We start from the raw sequence: 20,043 nt of genomic DNA on the forward strand, positions 1-20,043 counted from the left end.
TTTTCGTGGCCCCGGTCACACATGATCTGGTTTAGGGCCGGTGGCGCGTGCTCCCACCTGCGGAAACGATGGGTCGGACCCCCGATTTGTCTCCGCGTTGGGCGAGGTGTAACTTTCTCTCTGCCAGCGCGGAACGGGCCGGGAAACACCGGACCGGAGCGCCGGACACAAGCCCCGGAGCGAGTCACTCGGATAGAGTGCACTACGATGGTGAGCGCGTGTTCTTTGAGAACTCAACAGCGTGCCGAATAGCCAGTAAATTTATGAACCTCGTCAAGAGGTTTCCTTTGAGATTGACTGGACAACTGACATTAGTGGGCCGTTTTGCGGTCTGCGAGTCAGTGTTGTCCGAGCGATCAAACACAATCCTTATTGGAGAGTTTGATCCTGGCTCAGGACGAACGCTGGCGGCGTGCTTAACACATGCAAGTCGAGCGGTAAGGCCCTTCGGGGTACACGAGCGGCGAACGGGTGAGTAACACGTGGGTAACCTGCCCTGTACTCCGGGATAAGCCTGGGAAACTAGGTCTAATACCGGATACGACCCCATGGGGCATCTTGTGGGGTGGAAAGTTCCGGCGGTATGGGATGGACCCGCGGCCTATCAGCTTGTTGGTGGGGTGATGGCCTACCAAGGCGACGACGGGTAGCCGGCCTGAGAGGGTGACCGGCCACACTGGGACTGAGACACGGCCCAGACTCCTACGGGAGGCAGCAGTGGGGAATATTGCACAATGGGCGAAAGCCTGATGCAGCGACGCCGCGTGAGGGATGACGGCCTTCGGGTTGTAAACCTCTTTCAGCAGGGACGAAGCGTGAGTGACGGTACCTGCAGAAGAAGCACCGGCTAACTACGTGCCAGCAGCCGCGGTAATACGTAGGGTGCGAGCGTTGTCCGGAATTATTGGGCGTAAAGAGCTCGTAGGCGGTTTGTTGCGTCGGCCGTGAAAACTTCACGCTTAACGTGGAGCCTGCGGTCGATACGGGCAGACTTGAGTTCGGCAGGGGAGACTGGAATTCCTGGTGTAGCGGTGAAATGCGCAGATATCAGGAGGAACACCGGTGGCGAAGGCGGGTCTCTGGGCCGATACTGACGCTGAGGAGCGAAAGCGTGGGGAGCGAACAGGATTAGATACCCTGGTAGTCCACGCCGTAAACGGTGGGTGCTAGGTGTGGGGGGCTTCCACGTCCTCCGTGCCGCAGCTAACGCATTAAGCACCCCGCCTGGGGAGTACGGCCGCAAGGCTAAAACTCAAAGGAATTGACGGGGGCCCGCACAAGCGGCGGAGCATGTGGATTAATTCGATGCAACGCGAAGAACCTTACCTGGGCTTGACATGCACCGGAAACCTGCAGAGATGTAGGCCTCTTCGGACTGGGTGTACAGGTGGTGCATGGCTGTCGTCAGCTCGTGTCGTGAGATGTTGGGTTAAGTCCCGCAACGAGCGCAACCCTCGTTCCATGTTGCCAGCGCGTTATGGCGGGGACTCATGGGAGACTGCCGGGGTCAACTCGGAGGAAGGTGGGGATGACGTCAAGTCATCATGCCCCTTATGTCCAGGGCTTCACACATGCTACAATGGCCGGTACAGAGGGCTGCTAAGCCGTGAGGTGGAGCGAATCCCACAAAGCCGGTCTCAGTTCGGATCGGGGTCTGCAACTCGACCCCGTGAAGTCGGAGTCGCTAGTAATCGCAGATCAGCAACGCTGCGGTGAATACGTTCCCGGGCCTTGTACACACCGCCCGTCACGTCACGAAAGTCGGTAACACCCGAAGCCCGTGGCCCAACCCGTAAGGGGGGGAGCGGTCGAAGGTGGGACTGGCGATTGGGACGAAGTCGTAACAAGGTAGCCGTACCGGAAGGTGCGGCTGGATCACCTCCTTTCTAAGGAGCACCTCTCGCCTCGGTCTTCGGATCGTGGTGGAGACCACGCCTGCGGCGGATGATCGCAGGGTGGGGCTCACAGATGTGGATGCTGGCTAGTGCAGAGCTTCGGGTTGTCGATGGAGTCAGTACTGTCCCTCCGGGGGCGTGGAAGGGTCTGTCGAGGGTCAAGGGTTTCTGTTCGGTACGCTGTTGGGTCCTGAGGGAACACGTGTTTCGTGTTTTCTTCGGCGAGAAACGACAGGACGGTCTCCGTCCGCGAACCGCCCGGTGTTGAGTCGGGTCGGCGTGGGCTGTGTGGGATGGTGTCTGGTTGTTCTTTGAGAACTGCACAGTGGATGCGAGCATCTTTGTGGCAAGTTATTAAGGGCATACGGTGGATGCCTTGGCACCAGGAGCCGATGAAGGACGTAGGAGACTGCGATAAGCCTTGGGGAGTTGTCAACCGAGCTGAGATCCAAGGATTTCCGAATGGGGAAACCCGGCCCCAGTCATGTGGGGTCACCCGCGCCTGAACACATAGGGCGTGTGGAGGGAACGCGGGGAAGTGAAACATCTCAGTACCCGCAGGAAGAGAAAACAACCGTGATTCCGTGAGTAGTGGCGAGCGAAAGCGGAAGAGGCTAAACCGTATTCGTGTGATACCCGGCAGGGGTTGCGTGTGCGGGGTCGTGGGACCTACTGGCCAGTTCTGCCGGACTGGCAAAGAGTGAGAAAACACTGTGGTTAGCGGAACGCGTCTGGAAAGCGTGGCCGTAGAGGGTGAGAGTCCCGTACGCGAAAACCCGGTGTCTCTTTGTAGTGTTCCCAAGTAGCAGCGTACTCGTGAAATTCGCTGTGAATCTGGCGGGACCACCCGCTAAGCCTGAATACTCCCTGGTGACCGATAGCGGACTAGTACCGTGAGGGAAAGGTGAAAAGTACCCCGGGAGGGGAGTGAAATAGTACCTGAAACCGTGTGCCTACAATCCGTCGGAGCCTTTCGGGGTGACGGCGTGCCTTTTGAAGAATGAGCCTGCGAGTTAGTGCTGCGTGGCGAGGTTAACCCGTGTGGGGTAGCCGTAGCGAAAGCGAGTCCGAATAGGGCGTTTGAGTCGCGTGGTCTAGACCCGAAGCGGAGTGATCTAGCCATGGCCAGGGTGAAGCGTGGGTAAGACTGCGTGGAGGCCCGAACCCACCAGGGTTGAAAACCTGGGGGATGAGCTGTGGTTAGGGGTGAAAGGCCAATCAAACTCCGTGATAGCTGGTTCTCCCCGAAATGCATTTAGGTGCAGCGTCGTGTGTTTCGTGCCGGAGGTAGAGCACTGGATGGTCTAGGGGGCCCACAAGCTTACCGAAATCAACCAAACTCCGAATGCCGGTACGTGAGAGCGCGGCAGTGAGACTGCGGGGGATAAGCTTCGTAGTCGAGAGGGAAACAGCCCAGAACGCCGGCTAAGGCCCCTAAGTGTGTGCTAAGTGGGAAAGGATGTGGGGTCGCTCAGACAACCAGGAGGTTGGCTTAGAAGCAGCCACCCTTTAAAGAGTGCGTAATAGCTCACTGGTCAAGTGGTCCTGCGCCGACAATGTAGCGGGGCTTAAGCACACCGCCGAAGCCGTGTCATTCAGATTATGTCTGGATGGGTAGGGGAGCGTCGTTCAGCCATCGAAGCGCCGGAGTGATCCAGGTGTGGAGGCTGGACGAGTGAGAATGCAGGCATGAGTAGCGAAAGCAGAGTGAGAAACTCTGCCGCCGGATGACCAAGGGTTCCTGGGCCAGGCTAATCCGCCCAGGGTAAGTCGGGACCTAAGGCGAGGCCGACAGGCGTAGTCGATGGACAACGGGTTGATATTCCCGTACCCGTGTGAACGCGCCCATGGCGAACCTTGTGATACTAACCGCCCGAAGCCCGCTCTGATTCTTCGGATGAGGGGCGATGTGGAGCGCGGGACCTGAACTTGTAGTAGTCAAGCGATGGGGTGACGCAGGAGGGTAGCTCCGCCAGTGAGTGGTAGTACTGGTGTAAGCGTGTAGGCCGTCTGGTAGGCAAATCCGCCAGGCATTCAAGGCTGAGACGTGATGCATAGCCGATTGAGGCGAAGTAGGGTGATCCCATGCTGTCGAGAAAAGCCTCTAGTGAGTGTTCACGCGGCCCGTACCCCAAACCGACACAGGTGGTCAGGTAGAGAATACCGAGGCGATCGGGCGAACTGTGGTTAAGGAACTCGGCAAAATGCCCCCGTAACTTCGGGAGAAGGGGGGCCGAGGGATTTGAAGCCCCTTGCGGGCTAGGATTTTTCGGCCGCAGAGACCAGCGAGAAGCGACTGTTTACTAAAAACACAGGTCCGTGCGAAGTCGCAAGACGATGTATACGGACTGACGCCTGCCCGGTGCTGGAACGTTAAGGGGACCGGTTAGCTCTTCGGGGCGAGGCTGAGAACTTAAGCGCCAGTAAACGGCGGTGGTAACTATAACCATCCTAAGGTAGCGAAATTCCTTGTCGGGTAAGTTCCGACCTGCACGAATGGCGTAACGACTTCTCGACTGTCTCAACCACAGGCCCGGCGAAATTGCACTACGAGTAAAGATGCTCGTTACGCGCGGCAGGACGGAAAGACCCCGGGACCTTTACTATAGCTTGGTATTGGTGTTCGGTTCGGCTTGTGTAGGATAGGTGGGAGACTGTGAAGCGGCCACGCCAGTGGTTGTGGAGTCGTCGTTGAAATACCACTCTGGTCGTACTGGATGTCTAACCTCGGTCCGTGATCCGGATCAGGGACAGTGCCTGGTGGGTAGTTTAACTGGGGCGGTTGCCTCCCAAAGGGTAACGGAGGCGCTCAAAGGTTCCCTCAGCCTGGTTGGCAATCAGGTGTCGAGTGCAAGTGCACAAGGGGGCTTGACTGTGAGACCGACAGGTCGAGCAGGGACGAAAGTCGGAACTAGTGATCCGGCCATGGCTTGTGGAAGCGTGGTCGCTCAACGGATAAAAGGTACCCCGGGGATAACAGGCTGATCTTGCCCAAGAGTCCATATCGACGGCATGGTTTGGCACCTCGATGTCGGCTCGTCGCATCCTGGGGCTGGAGTAGGTCCCAAGGGTTGGGCTGTTCGCCCATTAAAGCGGTACGCGAGCTGGGTTTAGAACGTCGTGAGACAGTTCGGTCCCTATCCGCCGCGCGCGTAGGATACTTGCGGAAGGCTGTCCCTAGTACGAGAGGACCGGGACGGACGGACCTCTGGTGTGCCAGTTGTCCTGCCAAGGGCATTGCTGGTTGGCTACGTTCGGAAGGGATAACCGCTGAAAGCATCTAAGCGGGAAGCCTGTTCCTAGATGAGGTATCCCACCCTTCGTGGGGTAAGGCCCCCAAGAGACCATTGGGTTGATAGGCCGGAGATGGAAGGCCGGTAACGGCTGGAGTTGACCGGTACTAATAGGCCGAGGACTTGCTCACAAACATGCTACGCATCCACTGTGCGGTTCTGAAAGAACCGAACCGGACCACCACGGTCCCAGGCCGAACTGGTCTCGGGGGTTGGGGTGCCTACGGGTTGGTAATTTCATAGTGTTTCGGTGGTCATAGCGGTGGGGGAACACCCGGTCCCATTCCGAACCCGGTAGTTAAGCCTTCCAGCGCCGATGGTACTGCACTCGTGAGGGTGTGGGAGAGTAGGACGCCGCCGAACATTCTTTCGCCTTCAGGGGCACTCGTGACGGGTGCCCCTGAAGGCTTTTTCGCGTTCTGTGCGACGGCTGCGGGGGGGGGGTGCGCAGCCGAAAGGGGGAATGGCTGTGGCGGGGCGTGGCCGGGGAACGGTCAGGTCAGGTCGGTGAGGATCGCTTCGGCCAGCAGGGTGCCGGAGAGCCACGCGGTTTCGACCTTGGGGTGGCCCCAGGCGTCGCCGGCGATGCCGACTCGTTCCGGGCCGTAGTGGAACCGGGCGGCGCCCGGCTCGGCGGGACGGGCGAACGTCCACCGGTGCACGTCCACCGACAGCGCGGCGGGCAGTCCGAGCAGCTCGCGGACCGCCGACTCGATGTCGTCGGCCGCGGCGCCCGCGTCGGCCACGAACTGGTCGGCGAACTCCGACGTCGTGTGCGCGACGAGCACCGGGGCGCCGTCGCCACGGCGGCTGCCGTCGTCGAACAACGTCGTCAGCACGGGGTGCTCGTTCACGAACGCCCCGGCGAAGTCCCAGGCACGTTCGTCGAACCGCAGGGTCGCCACCATCGACGGCAGCCACGCGTGGCCCATGGCCGCCTGCGTGGTCTGGCTCAGGCCGGGGTCGACCAGGCGCACGGCCTGCGGCCCCGGCATCGCGAGGACCACGGCGTCGGCGGGCACGCCGTCCACCCTCGGGCCGGCGTCGACCCATTCCACGAGGTGCCCGGTCCGGACGTCGAGGCCGTCCGCCAGGTCCTCGACCAGCGACCGCAGGCCACCCGGCGCGGCCCACCGCTGCGGGCCGGTCGTGGTGCTCCACCCGGACGGCGAGTGCACGGCCATGGTCGACGTCCACGGGCGCGCCAGCCCGGCTTCCCGCCACCGCTCGGCCACTTCGGAGAACCGCGGCGACGAGGCGGTGAAGTAGCCCGCGCCGATGTCCGCGTGCCGACCTCCATACCGCTTGGTCGCCATCCGTCCGCCGCAGACGTGCGCCCGTTCGAGTACTCGGACCGTCACTCCGGCGACAGCCAGCGCACGTGCGCAAGCCACTCCAGCGATGCCCGCGCCGACCACTGTCACCTGCACGAAGCCATCCTGTCAGAGCCGGTCACCGGTTCGGTGGCCCGTACCGCTGTCCGAGCGATCCGGCTGCGCGACCGGGTGACGTGAGGTCGACTTTTCTTTCCCCTCCATAGCGTGGGGCGCATGAAAAGCCAGGGCTGGGACGCTGTGGGTGCGGGGGAGGCCGCGGTGCGATGGCGATCGCGTTGGCGCAGGGGGAGACACTCGAGGGCGAGGCCGTCTCCGACCTCGCCCACGTGGGTGTCGGCCCTACTGGCGATGATCCTGCTGGTGTCCCTGATCCTGCTGCTGCTGACCTACCTCTGACCGGCTCAGCGGGCCTGGAGCGCGTCCACGGCGACGGCCTGTGCGATCACCAGGCGGCGGTCGACGGTCGGGTCCTGGATGCGGATCAGGTAGTGGTCGCGCAGCCACGTCTTCTTGTCCACGCTGAACACCGGGGCGCCGTCGCGCACGAAGTCGAAGTGGTAGCGGAACGGGAACGGCAGGTCGTTGATCAGCGGCAGGAAGCCCCAGATACGGCGCAGGACGGCGATGCCCTGGTTGCGCTCGCTGCCGGTGGTGGTGCCCGAGCCGGGCTGCTCGACGTGCCAGGTGGAGTTCACCAGGGACTTGCCGAAGTCCTTGCGGAACAGGCCGATCGGCTGCCCGTCGCCGGCGGTCACGTCGTAGCCGCTGCCGAGGTCGATCACCTTGCGCGCCTTGAACCCGGCGAGGACGTACTGCTTGTCCGCGCCGGTGAAGATCGTCACCTGTTCCTTGAACGCCATCCGCTTCTGCTCGACGAACGCGACCGGTTGGCCGGGCGCGCCGTGGCCGTCGTCGGCGAAGGCTTCGTAGCGGTTCACCATCATGGTGACCTTCTGGTGCAGGTGCAGCGTGTCCAGGGACTGGATGTCCATGGCCCCCTCATTCGACTGGCCGGAGGTCTCCGGTAGGGAAGCGCCGTTCGTTGCGGTCGATCTTGGCGAACGCCGCCTCGACGAGGTCGACGTCCAGCTTGTCGGCCAGGCGCACCAGGTAGTGCATCACGTCGGCCAACTCGTCGCGGACGTTCCAGGCAAGTTCCTCGTCGCGCATGGCGTTCGCCGCCTCCTCGGGTGTGAGCCACTGGAACAGGTCGGTCAGCTCGCCCACCTCGCCGGACAACGCCATCACCAGGTTCTTGGGCGTGTGGTAGGTGTCCCAGTCGCGGGCGGCGGCGAACCGGCGCAGCGCGTCGCGCAGGTCTTCGAGGCTGTTGGTCATGCCCGCAGAGCTACCACACGGTGGTCGCTGGGCCGAACGCCGCGTACCCGTTTGAACGCGGTGCTGAACGCGAAGCCGTCCCGGTAGCCGACCGCACGCGCCACCGAGTGCACGGTCGCGTCGGGTTTGGCCAGGAGATCCGCGGCGACCGACATGCGCCACTCGGTGAGGTAGGTCAGCGGTGGCACGCCGACCTGCGCGGTGAACCGCTTGGCCAGCACCGCGCGGGACACCTTGGCCCGGTCGGCGAGCTCGCCGACCGTCCACGTGCGGGCCGGCTCGTCGTGGATGGCGCGCAGCGCGGGGCCGACCACGGGGTCGCCGAGCGCGCGGTACCAGGCGGGCGGGTTGGCCTCGGGGCGGTCGAACCACTCGCGCAGCGCGAACACCAGCAGCAGGTCCAGCAGGCGGTCGAGCACGCTCTCCTGGCCCGGCTGGTCCTTGGCGATCTCGTCGGAGAGCAGGTCGACGGTCGGGCACGGCCCGCACGGCACGACGAACGCTTGCGGGAGGGCGTTGAGCAGCCGGTCGGAGATGCTGCCCTCGACCTCGTAGCTGCCGGTCAGGACGCGCGTGCCGCCTTCATCGCCCAGGCGGTAGGTGCGGGTGCCGACGATCCACCGGTCGCAGCCCGCCAGGCTGGTGTCCACCTGGGGCGGTGTCGCCGGGTCGTCGGCCAGGACGAACGGCAGCGGGCCGCGGATCAGCCCGACGTCCCCGGCGCGCAGCCGCATCGGCTGGTGGCCGTCGGCGACCAGCCAGGCGTCGCCGTGCGAGGTCATGACGGCCGTGAGCGAGGCCGGTCCGGCGTAGCGCACGGCCCACGGCGGCGACGCGGAGGAGCGGCACATCAGTGCGCTTTGGGCGCGTACGCCGCGCAGCAGGTCGGTGAGAGCGTCCACAAAGACGATTGAACATGCGATCGGGCGTCTCGACCATGTTCCGTCCAGCACCATCTTGATTGGGTGGTGGCATGACAATCCTGGTTCTCGGAGCGACCGGCAAGACCGGCAGCCGCGTCGCCACCGCCCTGGGCTCGGCCGCCCGCCCTGCCTCCCGCTCGTCCGCGCAGCGCTTCGACTGGTCCGACGAGTCCACCTGGGACGCCGCCCTGGCCGGTGCGTCGGCGGTCTACCTGGTGCCGCCCGCCACGAACCTCGACCCCACCGAGGTGGCCGCGTTCGTGCCGCGGGCCGTCGCGGCCGGCGTGACCCGGATCGTGCTGCTGTCCGCGCGCGGCATCGACCCGGAGGACGGTCGCGAAGCCGCCGTGCGGGCGTCCACTGTGGACTGGACGATCCTGCGCCCGACCTGGTTCCAGCAGAACTTCAGCGAGGACTTCCTGGCGCCGATGGTGCGGGCGGGCGAGGTGGTGCTGCCGCTGGGGCCGGGCGGGCACCCGTTCATCGACGCGCAGGACATCGCCGACGTGGCCGTGGCCGCGCTGACCCGGGACGGTCATGCCGGCCGGGTCTACGAGCTGTCCGGCCCGGAGGCGCTGTCGTTCCCGGCCGCGGTCGGCCTGGTCGCCGAGGCCACCGGCCGGCACATCGAGCTGGTCGACGTGCCGGGCGCGGTGATCGCCGAGGCGTTGCGGGCCAACGGTTTCTCCGAGGAGTACGCGACCGTCCTGGGGTACGGGCTGGAGGCGATCCGGGACGGCCACGACGCCGCGCCGTCCACCGGCGTGCAGGAGGTGCTGGGTCGTGAGCCGCGCCCGTTCGCGGACTACGTCAAGGCTGCGGCGTCGTCGGGCGCGTGGGCGTAGCCAGCACCAGCAGGTGCTCCTCGTCCGGCTGGCCCTCGCGGTCGGGCGAGAAGACGGCGCGGTGCGTCTCGACGACGTCCAGCCCGGCCCGCTCCACGTGGCGGAGCAGGTCGGGCGCGGCGAAGCTGGTGACGTGCACGGTGTTGCCGAGGAACGGCACTTCGAGGTCCTCGACGTCCATCGGCACGGTGACCAGCGCGGCCACGCCGTCCGGTTTGAGCCAGCGGGAGATGTCGCCGAGGACCTTCACGGCGTCGGCGCGGGACATCATGAGGAACGGGAAGAACGCGCACACCGCGTCCCACGACCCGTCGGCCGAGTCCCACTCGCGGATGTCGGCGTGCACGAAGTCCGCGTCCGGCACCTGCTCGCGTGCGATGGCGACCATCTCGGCGGAGACGTCGACCCCCATCACCCGGTGCCCGGCGGCGGTGAGGTCGGCGGCGACGGGCTTGCCGGTGCCGCTGCCGATGTCGAGCACGCGGGCGCTGTCCGGGAGGCGGTCGAGGAGCAGGCGCAGGCCGGTGTCCACGATGGGCGGCCGGCCGAACGCCTCCTCGTAGCCGCGGCCTACGGCGTCGAACAGTTCGGCGGCGGTGAGCGGTCGGTCCACGTTCGGTACCTCCGGTTCGTGATTGCGCGGTCCAGTCCCGCCGATCATGGTCCCGTCGAGTCGCGGTGGTGGCGTCGGGGCGCGTCGAGTGCGGCTCGTGCACCGGCGAGGTCGACCAGACGTTCCGCGACGGTCGCGATGGCGAGGTCCTCGGGGAGGGCCGCGGCGAACTTCAGCCCGGAGACGGCGCTCGGGTTCACCTCGGGCGGGCGGAGTTCGCACATCGACAGGGAGCGGTGCATCTCGTCGACGGTCAGCTCCGGGCGGAGCCGCAGTGCGTGGTCGCCGATCCGTTGCCGTGGGTCGACCAATTCGGGGAGCGACGCGTGCAGCGTCCGGTTGGCGGCGGTGCCCGCCCACGTCCACCAGTGCACCTCACCGGTCGACGACCAGCCGACCACTGTGGCGTCGGCGGCGGTGTGGGTGCTGTGCCGTTCGCGCAGCTCGGCCAACGCGGACACCGCGCGCCGCGTGAGGTGCACCCCGGTCGGGTCGTGGCCGAGGACGACGTTGCGCATGCCCTGGGTGATGTCGTAGGACATGCCGCCGCCTCCGCTGCCCCACCGCGCCCGGCCCGGGAGGTCTGTCGGCTGCACGTGGCACCGCCGCCGCGACCAGTCGACGTGGGTCACCAGCCACGTCCGGCCGGCCAGCAACAGCACCCGTGGGCCGTCCACGTCGGCCAGCAGGACGTCGTCGCCCACTTGGCCGATCTCCTCGCGTCCGGACAGCACCAGGAACTCCGGCGGCGCGGTGAACACCGCCGTGATGTCGGAGAAGTGCCGCCGACCGAACCTTCGTTCGGCCTCCGGACCGATGAACGCCAGATCGCCGTCGAGGTCGAGGAAGCCCGCGTCGAGCAGGTGGGCGAAGATCCGCGGTGAGTCATCCCCGAAGACCGGCAGTCCTGCCCACCGCTCGCGCCACGTCCGCAGCCCGATCGTGTTTTCCTGCAACGCCGCCGCGATGAGCTGCTGGGCGACGATGTGCCGCGGCGAGGGGGGCGCGGTGATCGGCTCCACCCAACCTGCCGCCCACCGGTCCAAGAGCCCTGCGGCGGTCAGCGTGGATTCCTGGCCGAGGCACAGGATCAGGCAGTTGCGGCTGCTGTCGGGACGTCGTCCGGTCCGACCCAGCCGTTGCAGGAACGAGGCCACGGTGCGCGGCGAGTCGATCTGGATCACCCGGTCCAGGTCGCCGACGTCGATGCCGAGTTCGAGGGTCGAGGTAGCGACGATGACGCAGTCCCGCGCCTCGGCGAACGCCTCTTCCGACCGACGCCTCTCGCCTGCGGACAGTGATGAGTGCGAGAGGAACGTCGTCACGTCGCGCGTGCGCAGGGCCGCGCCGAGCTCTTCGGCCCGGCGGCGGCTGTCGACGAAGACGAGTCGTTTCTCGCCCTTGTGCAACGCGGAGATGACCTTCGCCGCGTTGTCGACCGTGCCCACGTGGTCGAGCGTGACCTCCGGGGTGACGGAGGAGGTGGCCTGGGGCGCGACCACCTCACGCGGCCGGTGGCGAGCGCCTCCCTGGAGCCAGGTCAGCAGTTCGTCCGGGTTGCCCACCGTGGCGGACAACCCGATGCGCTGGAGTTCCCGGCCGGCGACCCGCGCCAGTCGTTCCAGCAGCGCCAGCAGGTGCCATCCCCGGTCGTCGCCCGCGAAGGCGTGCACCTCGTCCACGACGACGGCCCGGAGATCGCGAAAGGTGCGCTGGGTGTCGACGTTCACCGACACCAGCATGGCTTCCAGCGACTCGGGCGTGGTGAGCAGGACGTCGGGCAGGTCCCGCAGGATCCGACGCCGTTGTCCTTGGCCGACGTCGCCGTGCCATACCTCGGCACTGCGCCCGAGCCACCCGGTGTAGCCGGCCAGTCGTGGTGCCAGGTTGTTGAGCAGAGCCCGCAACGGGCAGACGTAGAGCACCGAGATGCCGGACCACCGTTCCGACGCCATGCGGGTCAGCGTCGGCAGCATCGCCGCCTCGGTCTTGCCCCCGGCGGTGGGGGCCAGCAGGAGGCAGTCCACCCCGGACAGCACCGGCCCGACCGCCGCCGCCTGGAACGGTCGGAGACCGGGCCAGCGCAGGGTGTTCACGACGTGGTGCTGGACAGCCGGGTGGAGCGCGGCGAGCGCTGCGGCCGTCGCGTCAGACATCGAGGTCGATGTCGTCCGCCGACGTGGCGGCGGCTTCCCGTTCGACGCTCGTCAGTTCGGCGCGTTCGACCGCGACGGTGTAGTCGCTGCGCGGGTCGAAGTCGGGGTGCAGCTCGATGGTGTCGAACACGTTCAGCACCAGCTTGCGCAGGAACACCCTCGGTGCGACACCGACTTTTCCGCCGAGGCGGCCGGCCACCGATGCGGCGAAGTCCCGGAGGTAGGCGTCGTCCACCAACTGCAGGATGCGTTGTGCGGCAGGCGATCCATTCGCATAGAGGCTACGCACTCGGCTGCCGAGCTCGACCAGGCGGTCGAGGGTGAAACCGGTCAGCCGGACCTGCGGGGCGCGCGCGTTGTCGAACCGGTTGTCCGTGCCGAAGTCGGTGTGCAGCCGATCCGCCAGTGGCTGGAGCAGTTGCACGCCTTGACGTCCGTCGAAGAAGGCCGGTGTTCCGGTGACCATCAGGTACAGGCCGGGGAAGCGGCCCTTGTCGATCTCGTCGATCAACTGGCGCAGGGCGTTGAGCGCCTTGGCCCGCGCATCACTGCGAACCCGTTGCAGGGTTTCGACTTCGTCCAGCACCAGGAGCAGCCCGGGGTGCCCCGCGTCGCGGAGCACGGTGAGCAGTCCCTGCAGGAACCCCAAAGCCTGGAAGTGGTCGATGTCGCCCTTCACCGCTGCGGCGCGTTTCGCGGAGGAGGCCACGTGGGGCTGCCCGGCCAGCCACGCGGCCAAGCCGTCGGCGGTGTCCGTGTTGCCCTCGGCCACCGCTCGGCGGTAGCCGCGGAGGCCGGTCGCGTAGCCCGGTGTGGTTCGGGCCAGTCCGCCCAGCCGCAGCTCCAACAGGTCGTCCACCGCCGAGCCCAGGCGCTGTGCGTCGGACGCGTCGACCTCGCCCTCGGCCAGCACGTCCTCCTCCAGCGCGAACAGCCAGCTGTCCAGCACGGCGCGGAACGCACTGGGCGGCGCGGCGGCGGTCGTCAAGTTCTCACACAGCCGCCGGTACACCGTTTCCAAGCGGTGCAGCGGGGTCTCGGTCTCCGAGATCTGCACTTCGCTCACCGCCATGCCGGCGGCTTTGGCGCGTTCGGCCAGCCAGCGGGCCAGGAAGGTCTTCCCCGCTCCGTACTCGCCGCGCACGGCCTTGAACTCGGCGGCACCCGAAGCGCACGCCGACAGCTCCTCGTCCAGGGTGGGTGCCAACCGGTCCAAGCCGACCGCGAACAGGTCCAAGCCGCTTTCCGGTACGGTTCCGCGTCGCAGCGCGGCCAGCACCGCCCTCCTGCGTGCCGGACTGACCGTCGTCATCAGCGCCCCTCGGGAAACTGCTCGTCCAGCAGCTTCTCATTGATCACGAGCGTGCGCCCGCCGTCGATCAGGTCCACGACCGGGAACTGGTCGATGTTCAGCACCCGGCCGAGCGCGGCGACCAGACCGCGTGGATTGCGTCCCGGCGTCCCGGCGGCCTGGAGAGCTTCCGCGACCGGTAGCCGCCCACCGGCGGCGAGCACCGCGTCCACGACATCGCGGAACACCTCGGCCTTGAGCACCCGGTTGGCGGGCTGGCCCCGGTGGGTGTTGACGAACGTCTCGCCGGCGACCAGCCGGGCACCGCGTGATTCGTCCCCGGTGAACAGGTCCGGCTGTGCGGGTGCCGGCTCCCGCCTGGCTCGCGGTGGGCGGGTGGGCTTGCGGGGTTCCCTGCCCGTCCACCAGTCCGGCTGGCCCTGTGAATGGACGGCCCAGCCATCGAGTTCGTCGGTACCGGGCGGCAGCAGCACCACGAGCGGGATCGCCACCTCGGCGAGCGACGCCCCACCGTGGTAGCCGTGGGAGCGGGACCCGTAGCGGACGGACTCCGTCGCGGCGAGCACGGCGGTGCCGCCGTCCACGAGCACCCGTGGTCCGGCCAGGACGACCTCGTCCTCATGGACCTGGTCGCCCGGTTGCCGCCAGCGTGCCGTGCCGGTCGGGTCGGGGCGGTGGCGCGAGCCGTGTTCCAGCACGTGGCCGTGGTCGCTGGTGAGCACGACGACCCAGCCGTTCTCGGCAGCCCGTTCCAGCAGCGCCGGCAGGTACGCGACGTCGCGGTAGTGCCAGCCCGGGTCGTCGGACTGCCTGCCCTTGGCCAGCGCGTCGTCCACGGTGTTCAGCACGACCGCCAGCACCTGCGGTTCCGTCCTCGGGGCGAACTCGGCGTCGAGGGCCGCTCCGAGGTCCAGGCCCGAGGTGCCGGCGACACCGGCCTTGTGCACGACGGTGGCCCTGGTGCGCGGCGGCCAGAACGGGTGCTTCGGGAAGGCACGTCGTTCGGTGTCGGCGTTCCCGCTGGACAGTGACGCGGTGAGCAATGACGTGCGGCTGTAGGCCGTTTCGGTTGGGAACGCCGCGAGCACCGCCTCCCGTCCGCCGTCCTCCGACCGCACGACCTCGGTCCAGCCGAGCCTCGGGTTCTCCGCGATCGACAAGGTGATGTCCGCCGCCGCCGCGCCGGACATGCCGTCCACCACGATCAACAGCACTTTGTGCCGGCGAGCGAGCGGCGCGATCATCTCCGGCAGCACGGTCTCCACGCCCAGCACGCCGTTCGGCACCGTGTAGGCGGCCTCGGCGAGAGTTCCAGCGAACCGGATGTCGAGTTCCGCGCGCCGTTTGCCCACCCGGGACGCGATCCGCTCGAACGCCTTGGCGACCTCCGGGGACGACGAGCCGTGGCGCACCCTGATCAGCTCGCTGTCCACCCAGGCCAGGTCCCTCGCGTGCCGGCGCAGCGCGTCCGAGGTTGTGGTGATCTCGGACGGCCGGGAATCCAGCCAGCGGCGCAGCCGCACGGCCGCGTGCAGCCTGCGCACCTGCGCGGACTGCTCGGTGGCGTCGTGGTGCGCTCGGACTTCCGCGAGGTCGCGGTCGTCCAGGGTCTTCGCGGCGCGTTCCAGCCGGGAGGTGAAACCGCTGGGCAGCACGCGGCTCACGTAGGCGATGGCCGAACCGTTGAGCTGGGCGAGCAACGTGTCCGCGTGACGGATTCGCGGCCACACGTCCGGGGAGTCGGTGCCCGTGGCGATCTCGACCGCAGCCGTGGCCGCAGTGGCGATCGCGGCACGGTTGGGTTCGTCGGGACCGAACCGGGAGTGGGTGAACGCGCCGAGCGCGTGGGCCGCAGTCAGGTCGTCCTCCGGTGCGCCGGTCAACACGTCGGCGACCAGGAGTTCCGCGAGCACGTCGTCGCGCGCTGCGGCCAACCGCAGCACCACATCGGCCGCACCGCCCAGCCGCTCCACGAGGTGGGCGGTGATGCCGAGCCGTTCGGCGGGGGCGAGAGCCTGCCAGCGGGCCCGGTTGCCGGGCACGTCCGCCGCTGTGATGAGGGACGTGAGGTCGAGCGCCGTGGAGTCCACGGACAGCCGGGCGCGCACCACGTGCCGCAGCGCCACCTCCCGGCCGAACGACAGCCCCGTGGTGTTCGGCAACTGGCCCGTGCGGGCCAGGTCGACCAGCGCGTCGACCAGCCAGCCGTTCTCCCGACCGCGCAGGCGGGGGTCCAGCTGTCGGACTTTGAGCAGGTCTTGGAGCAGGGTGTACTTGCTGACGTCGTGCAGGTGGGCGCGGTGCAGCCGGGCCATCACGGCCTCGCCGAGTTCCCGCTCGTCGCGATCGGTGAGCACGACGAGCACCTCGTACGCGGACTTGCCGGCGGGCGGCGCGGCGAGGGCGTCCAGCACCGACAGCACGGAGGGGCATGCGACGTACCGGACTGGATGTCCGCCGATCTCGCCGTCGCGGTCTCCGTGCCACACGGGCTCGCGTCGGGTGCGCACGCCGATCACGACCCGGCGGCCGACTGCGGTCGGGTCCTTGTCGAGGCCGTCGACGATGTCGGAAACCCGGCTGACGACGGCGTTCTCGACGGCCGAGTCGAGGTCTGCCGGCGTCATCCGCGTTCCACGATCCGGTAGGTCACCTCGATGGTGACGTCGGGGTGCTCCTCGCCGAACCTCGTCAGCTCCGCCATCACGTCGGTCAGCCTGCCGGTCGCCTGGTGCACACCGCCACCGGGATTCAGCGGAGTCGGTTCTGGCGAGGGCGGAGGCGGCGGCGTCGGCTTGCTGATGAGCGCGATCAGCCGGCGCTTCGCCTGGTCGAGCGCACGCCGCAGCGGTGTCGCGTGCTCGTTGGCGTTCACACCCTGACGCAGCTCGGCCGCGATGTCGGCCGCAGTCGGGTCGTCCAGCATCTCGAAGATCGCCCAGTCCGCGGCGCGCAGGGCCGTGGACACGTCTTCCGCGGTCTCCAGCGATCGGCTGATCACCATCGGCTCGATGTCGTGCAGGTCGGCCGCCGCGACCGCGGCGACCAGCCCGGTCGGGTCCGTGACGGTGTGCAGTTCGATGGCCAGGTCGCTCGCGGCCACCGCCGTGGCGTAGCGGCCCCGGGAAGCCGAGCGGTCCAAGCCCAGGCGTCCGCTGTGCTGGTCGAGCAGCTCGACGAGACCGACGGCAGGCAGCCGCAGTTGGTCGACCTTCTTGCCGACCACGCGGGCGAACCGGGCCACCGCTCGCGGCGAGATCACCGCAGTGCGGAGGTCGGTGCCGGTCAGCGCGGCGGCGAGCAGGCAGGCCCGGTCCCACTGCTCGGGGGTCGGCAGCGCCTGCCGGTACAGCACCATGTCGTCGGCGACTGCTTCCGGGCTCTCCGGCGGGTCGACCAGGCGGTCGCGGTGCCGCCACGCCCGGTGCGTGAGTTCGGCGAACGTGGCGATGACGAGGTTCTCCACCCGGCGTTCCATGCCCAGGTCGCGCAGCCAGCCGCGCACCGTGCGCACCGGCAGGTCGGCGTCCTGCTCGTGCTCCCGCGCGGCCCGCCGCTCCAACTCGTCCGCCCAGTGGCGGCTGAGCACGAACGGTCCGTTGTGCTCCTCGCCGAGCTTCAGCGGGTGGGCGATCCGGCGCAACGCCTCGCGATGCGGGCGGTCGACCTCGACCCGACCCTCCGGTGCGTCGGCGGCCCGCCGGATGATGGTGAGCGTCGTGCGCAGGTCCGCGTCCCGGACGAGGTCGCCCTTTCGTTGCGGGTCGAAGTCCGGGTGGTCCGGGTAGGTCATCGAGTGCACCTGGTCGACCAGCGACTTCAGTGCCTCGGCGAACGAGCGGCCGGCGTCCACCCGGGGCGTCACGGTGGCGTCGAGGCTCACCAGGTGGTCGTGCCAGTCCTGGACGATCTCCTCCTTCGGCCTGGTCACCAGGCCGTAGGCGTTCTTGAGCGCTTCCTTCAGCTCCGAGTGCAACGAGGTCCGCAGGTTGCCCAGCAGGTCCCGGGCGCGTTGCCGGTCCTCTGCTCCGATCGTGCGGGTGTGCTCCTCCAGCCGGGCCCGGTCCGCCAGCAGGTACTCGACCTTGATCAACCGGCCGAGCTTGTCCAGCACGTCCGAGGTGAAGAAGCCGGGCAGCCACGCGACGGCGGACCGGTTGCCCTTCTCCGCGCGCAGTCGGACCACCCGGTGGTAGTCGTCCGCGGCCGAGGGGCTGTCGGGGTCGAACGGGTAGTCCAGCAGCAGTCGCCAGCGGTCGTCGTAAGACGGCTCGAACAGGTCGTCCCGCAGGTCCTGCTGGTCCCGCACGTTGCCGTAGACGATCTCCAGCACCCGCCTGCTGCCGCGCCACGCCACCGGGTGCTCGATCGGGGTGGTCCCGGTGTCGGTGACGCCCAGTTCCTTGAACAGCAGTTCCCGCACGAGCCTGCGGCGCGCCGGCTGCTGGTCGAGCGTCGTGACCCGTTCCAGGATGGCGTTGACGTTGACGCCGACCAGGTTCAGCCGCACGCTCGGGTCCGAGCCCTCGCCGAGTTGGAGTTCGGCGACCCGGCTGGCCCAACTGCGCAGCCTGCGCACCACCTCGGCGACTTCCTGGCCCGGGATGGGGGTGGTGATCGTGCCGTGGTTGAGCGCGGTCAGCCGCCGGGCGGTCAGGTCGCGCAGCGCGTCCACGTCCGGGGCGAGCGCTGCCAGCAGCAGCGTTTTCACCAGGCGGTCGTCGCTGCGGAATGCCTGCAGCACTGCCGGCCCGACCGCGGCCTGACCGGCGACCTGCTCCTCGCGCAGATCGCGGTCACGCAGCAACATCGGCCGCAGGGTGCGCTGGTAGAGCAGACGAGCCTCGTCGAACTCGTGCTTGAGCTGCTCGGTGAACGGCTGGTCGGCGCCGTCCGCGACGGCGTCGAACAGATCGCCCAGCGGCACCAGTTGACCCAGCTTGATGTCGTCCCGCCGGTTGACCAGGATCTGCCGCATCAGCAGCAGCGCCGTGCGCTCCCGTTGCAGGGCCGACGACACGTGCACGAGCGTGTCCATGAACGCCGGGCTGAACGGGTAGGTGCGCTCGAACGAGTCCCCGTCCCCGCTGCCCAGCAGCACGTCCCGCACCGATCCGGGCAGGGCACCGGTGCGCTGGAACGCCTGCCGCACCTGCTCCTCGCCGCCGGGCAGCCTGCGCAGCACCCGTTCCCGGGCGATCACCGGGAGGTTGCGGTCCTCCAAGGGGATCTTCTCGATGCGGCCGTCCCAGTGGTTGAGGCGGTCGTGGAAGGACTGGAGTTCCGCGCCGGTGCGGTCCGCGCCGATGCCGAGTTCCCGCAGGTCGCGCTGGCGCGCGATGAAGCTGATGATCGGTGCGGGCCGGTGGGCGTCGCCGGCTTCGACCAGCTTGGCGACCTTCTCGGTCTCCCGGCTGATGAACGCCTGGTCGCCGATCTTGCCCGCGAGCCAGAGCACCAGTTCGTCCAGGAAGAGCACGATGCCGTCGTAGCCCAGCGACTTGGCGTGCCGGCTGATCTCCGACAGGCCCTGGTCCAAGGGCTTGAACGCGCTGGCCGCGCCGCGCACGGAGTCGACGTAGTTGGGGAAGTACGCCTGGACGACCTTGGTGATCAGGTTGTCGGAGGCGGGGCTGCCGATCGGCGCGTCGAACCCCTCGTCCAGCTTCTCCGGCGTCATCACCGCGCCCAGATCGCCCCAGCCGGTGTCGGCCTCGTTGGGGAAACCGGAGAGGAACTGCTGGTCGCCGAGCTTCTCGCGCAGCTTCCGCGCGTCCTCCAGCAGCCCCTGCGCCCGATAGACCTGGGGAATCGGGGCGTCCGACCGGTACCGGCGGACGTGGTCCACGTAGCCGCCGAGGATCGCGGCCTCCAGGCTCTCCGAGCCGGTGAGGTGGTAGGGGACGAGCAGGAAGCGCTTCTCGCCCAGCCACCGGTGCCGGGTCGTGACCTCGGCCAGGTCGGGTCGGTCCAGCGCCCGGGAGTCACCGTCGAGCAGGGCGTGCAGGACCGCCATGAAATGGCTCTTGCCCGACCCGAACGAGCCGTGCAGGTAGGCGGCTTTGGAGCTGTGCTCGTCCAGCGCGGACTTGATCAGCTTCAGCGCCTCGCCGAACGCCACCCGCAACTGCGGGGTGACCACGTAACTGCGGAGCGCGTCGTCGCGCTTGCTGTCGACACCCTCGGTGAGCTTGAGGACGAAGTCGCCCCGGTGGACGCCTTCCGGGATGTCGATGAGTTCACGCAGCAGCGGCGCGGAACCCGACGCGGCGGTGGTCACGCTGTGAATCCCCCTGGTTCGTTCGGTGGCGAAACCGACGGTAGCCGTTCA

Annotated in this window: 10 protein-coding genes and 3 rRNA genes; 4 read left to right on the forward strand and 9 right to left on the reverse strand. The window is 67.7% G+C overall.

What is annotated here, in order from left to right:
• The first annotated feature begins 369 nt into the window (after positions 1–369).
• The 3 genes from BN6_RS08920 (at position 370) to rrf (ending at position 5,551) form a co-directional block, all read left to right on the forward strand.
• A 16S ribosomal RNA gene (locus BN6_RS08920) occupies positions 370–1,886 on the forward strand.
• 353 nt (positions 1,887–2,239) lie between these two features.
• Positions 2,240–5,319, forward strand: a 23S ribosomal RNA gene (locus BN6_RS08925).
• A gap of 115 nt (positions 5,320–5,434) precedes the next feature.
• Positions 5,435–5,551, forward strand: a 5S ribosomal RNA gene (rrf, locus tag BN6_RS08930).
• The 16S, 23S and 5S rRNA genes sit together here, the layout of an rRNA operon.
• Before the next feature lie 131 nt (positions 5,552–5,682).
• On the opposite strand, the gene BN6_RS08935 is transcribed toward rrf, so the two are convergent.
• From BN6_RS08935 to BN6_RS08955, 4 genes are all read right to left on the reverse strand, one after another.
• Complete coding sequence (locus BN6_RS08935) at positions 5,683–6,618, reverse strand: NAD(P)/FAD-dependent oxidoreductase (RefSeq protein ID WP_015099252.1); 936 nt, start codon at positions 6,616–6,618, stop codon at positions 5,683–5,685.
• A 308-nt stretch (positions 6,619–6,926) separates the two neighbouring features.
• Positions 6,927–7,517 (reverse strand): LURP-one-related/scramblase family protein, encoded by a 591-nt coding sequence (locus BN6_RS08945; RefSeq protein WP_015099254.1) that lies wholly within the window; start codon positions 7,515–7,517, stop codon positions 6,927–6,929.
• Positions 7,518–7,524: 7 nt separating this feature from the next.
• The gene (locus BN6_RS08950) at positions 7,525–7,863 is read right to left on the reverse strand and encodes a nucleotide pyrophosphohydrolase (protein ID WP_015099255.1); all 339 of its coding nucleotides are present in this window, start codon (positions 7,861–7,863) and stop codon (positions 7,525–7,527) included.
• Positions 7,860–8,765, reverse strand: a complete 906-nt coding sequence (locus BN6_RS08955; RefSeq protein ID WP_015099256.1) for an AraC family transcriptional regulator — start codon at positions 8,763–8,765, stop codon at positions 7,860–7,862. The genes BN6_RS08950 and BN6_RS08955 overlap by 4 nt, the downstream gene beginning before the upstream one ends.
• A 71-nt stretch (positions 8,766–8,836) precedes the next feature.
• On the opposite strand from BN6_RS08955, the gene BN6_RS08960 reads away from it, so the two are divergent.
• Positions 8,837–9,631: an NAD(P)H-binding protein gene (locus BN6_RS08960; RefSeq protein WP_015099257.1), complete on the forward strand. Its 795-nt coding sequence runs from the start codon at positions 8,837–8,839 to the stop codon at positions 9,629–9,631.
• On the opposite strand, the gene BN6_RS08965 is transcribed toward BN6_RS08960, so the two are convergent.
• Genes BN6_RS08965 through BN6_RS08985 form a run of 5 tightly spaced genes read right to left on the reverse strand, consistent with a single transcriptional unit; the run spans position 9,597 to position 19,992 of the window.
• A complete protein-coding gene (locus BN6_RS08965) occupies positions 9,597–10,244 on the reverse strand; it encodes a class I SAM-dependent methyltransferase (protein WP_015099258.1) in 648 nt (215 codons plus the stop codon). The two genes, BN6_RS08960 and BN6_RS08965, sit on opposite strands and share 35 nt — an antisense overlap.
• Positions 10,245–10,288: 44 nt before the next feature.
• A complete protein-coding gene (locus BN6_RS08970) occupies positions 10,289–12,400 on the reverse strand; it encodes a DEAD/DEAH box helicase (protein ID WP_015099259.1) in 2,112 nt (703 codons plus the stop codon).
• Positions 12,393–13,712, reverse strand: coding sequence for a BREX system ATP-binding protein BrxD (brxD, locus tag BN6_RS08975; protein WP_015099260.1), 1,320 nt, complete (start codon positions 13,710–13,712; stop codon positions 12,393–12,395). Before brxD ends, BN6_RS08970 begins: the two co-directional genes overlap by 8 nt.
• Positions 13,712–16,339: a BREX-2 system phosphatase PglZ gene (pglZ, locus tag BN6_RS08980; RefSeq protein ID WP_015099261.1), complete on the reverse strand. Its 2,628-nt coding sequence runs from the start codon at positions 16,337–16,339 to the stop codon at positions 13,712–13,714. Before pglZ ends, brxD begins: the two co-directional genes overlap by 1 nt.
• Positions 16,336–19,992, reverse strand: a complete 3,657-nt coding sequence (locus tag BN6_RS08985; RefSeq protein ID WP_015099262.1) for a hypothetical protein — start codon at positions 19,990–19,992, stop codon at positions 16,336–16,338. Before BN6_RS08985 ends, pglZ begins: the two co-directional genes overlap by 4 nt.
• Positions 19,993–20,043 lie beyond the last annotated feature (51 nt).

Origin of the sequence: Saccharothrix espanaensis DSM 44229, from assembly GCF_000328705.1 — a bacterium.
Classification (GTDB): Bacteria; Actinomycetota; Actinomycetes; order Mycobacteriales; family Pseudonocardiaceae; genus Actinosynnema; species Actinosynnema espanaense.

What these genes read in the sequence shown, in the direction of transcription:
- BN6_RS08945 (WP_015099254.1), bottom strand. Translation starts at nt 7,517, where the DNA reads ATGGACATCCAGTCCCTGGACACGCTGCACCTGCACCAGAAGGTCACC.
- BN6_RS08950 (WP_015099255.1), bottom strand. Translation starts at nt 7,863, where the DNA reads ATGACCAACAGCCTCGAAGACCTGCGCGACGCGCTGCGCCGGTTCGCC.
- BN6_RS08960 (WP_015099257.1), top strand. Translation starts at nt 8,837, where the DNA reads ATGACAATCCTGGTTCTCGGAGCGACCGGCAAGACCGGCAGCCGCGTC.
- BN6_RS08970 (WP_015099259.1), bottom strand. Translation starts at nt 12,400, where the DNA reads ATGTCTGACGCGACGGCCGCAGCGCTCGCCGCGCTCCACCCGGCTGTC.
- brxD (WP_015099260.1), bottom strand. Translation starts at nt 13,712, where the DNA reads ATGACGACGGTCAGTCCGGCACGCAGGAGGGCGGTGCTGGCCGCGCTG.
- pglZ (WP_015099261.1), bottom strand. Translation starts at nt 16,339, where the DNA reads ATGACGCCGGCAGACCTCGACTCGGCCGTCGAGAACGCCGTCGTCAGC.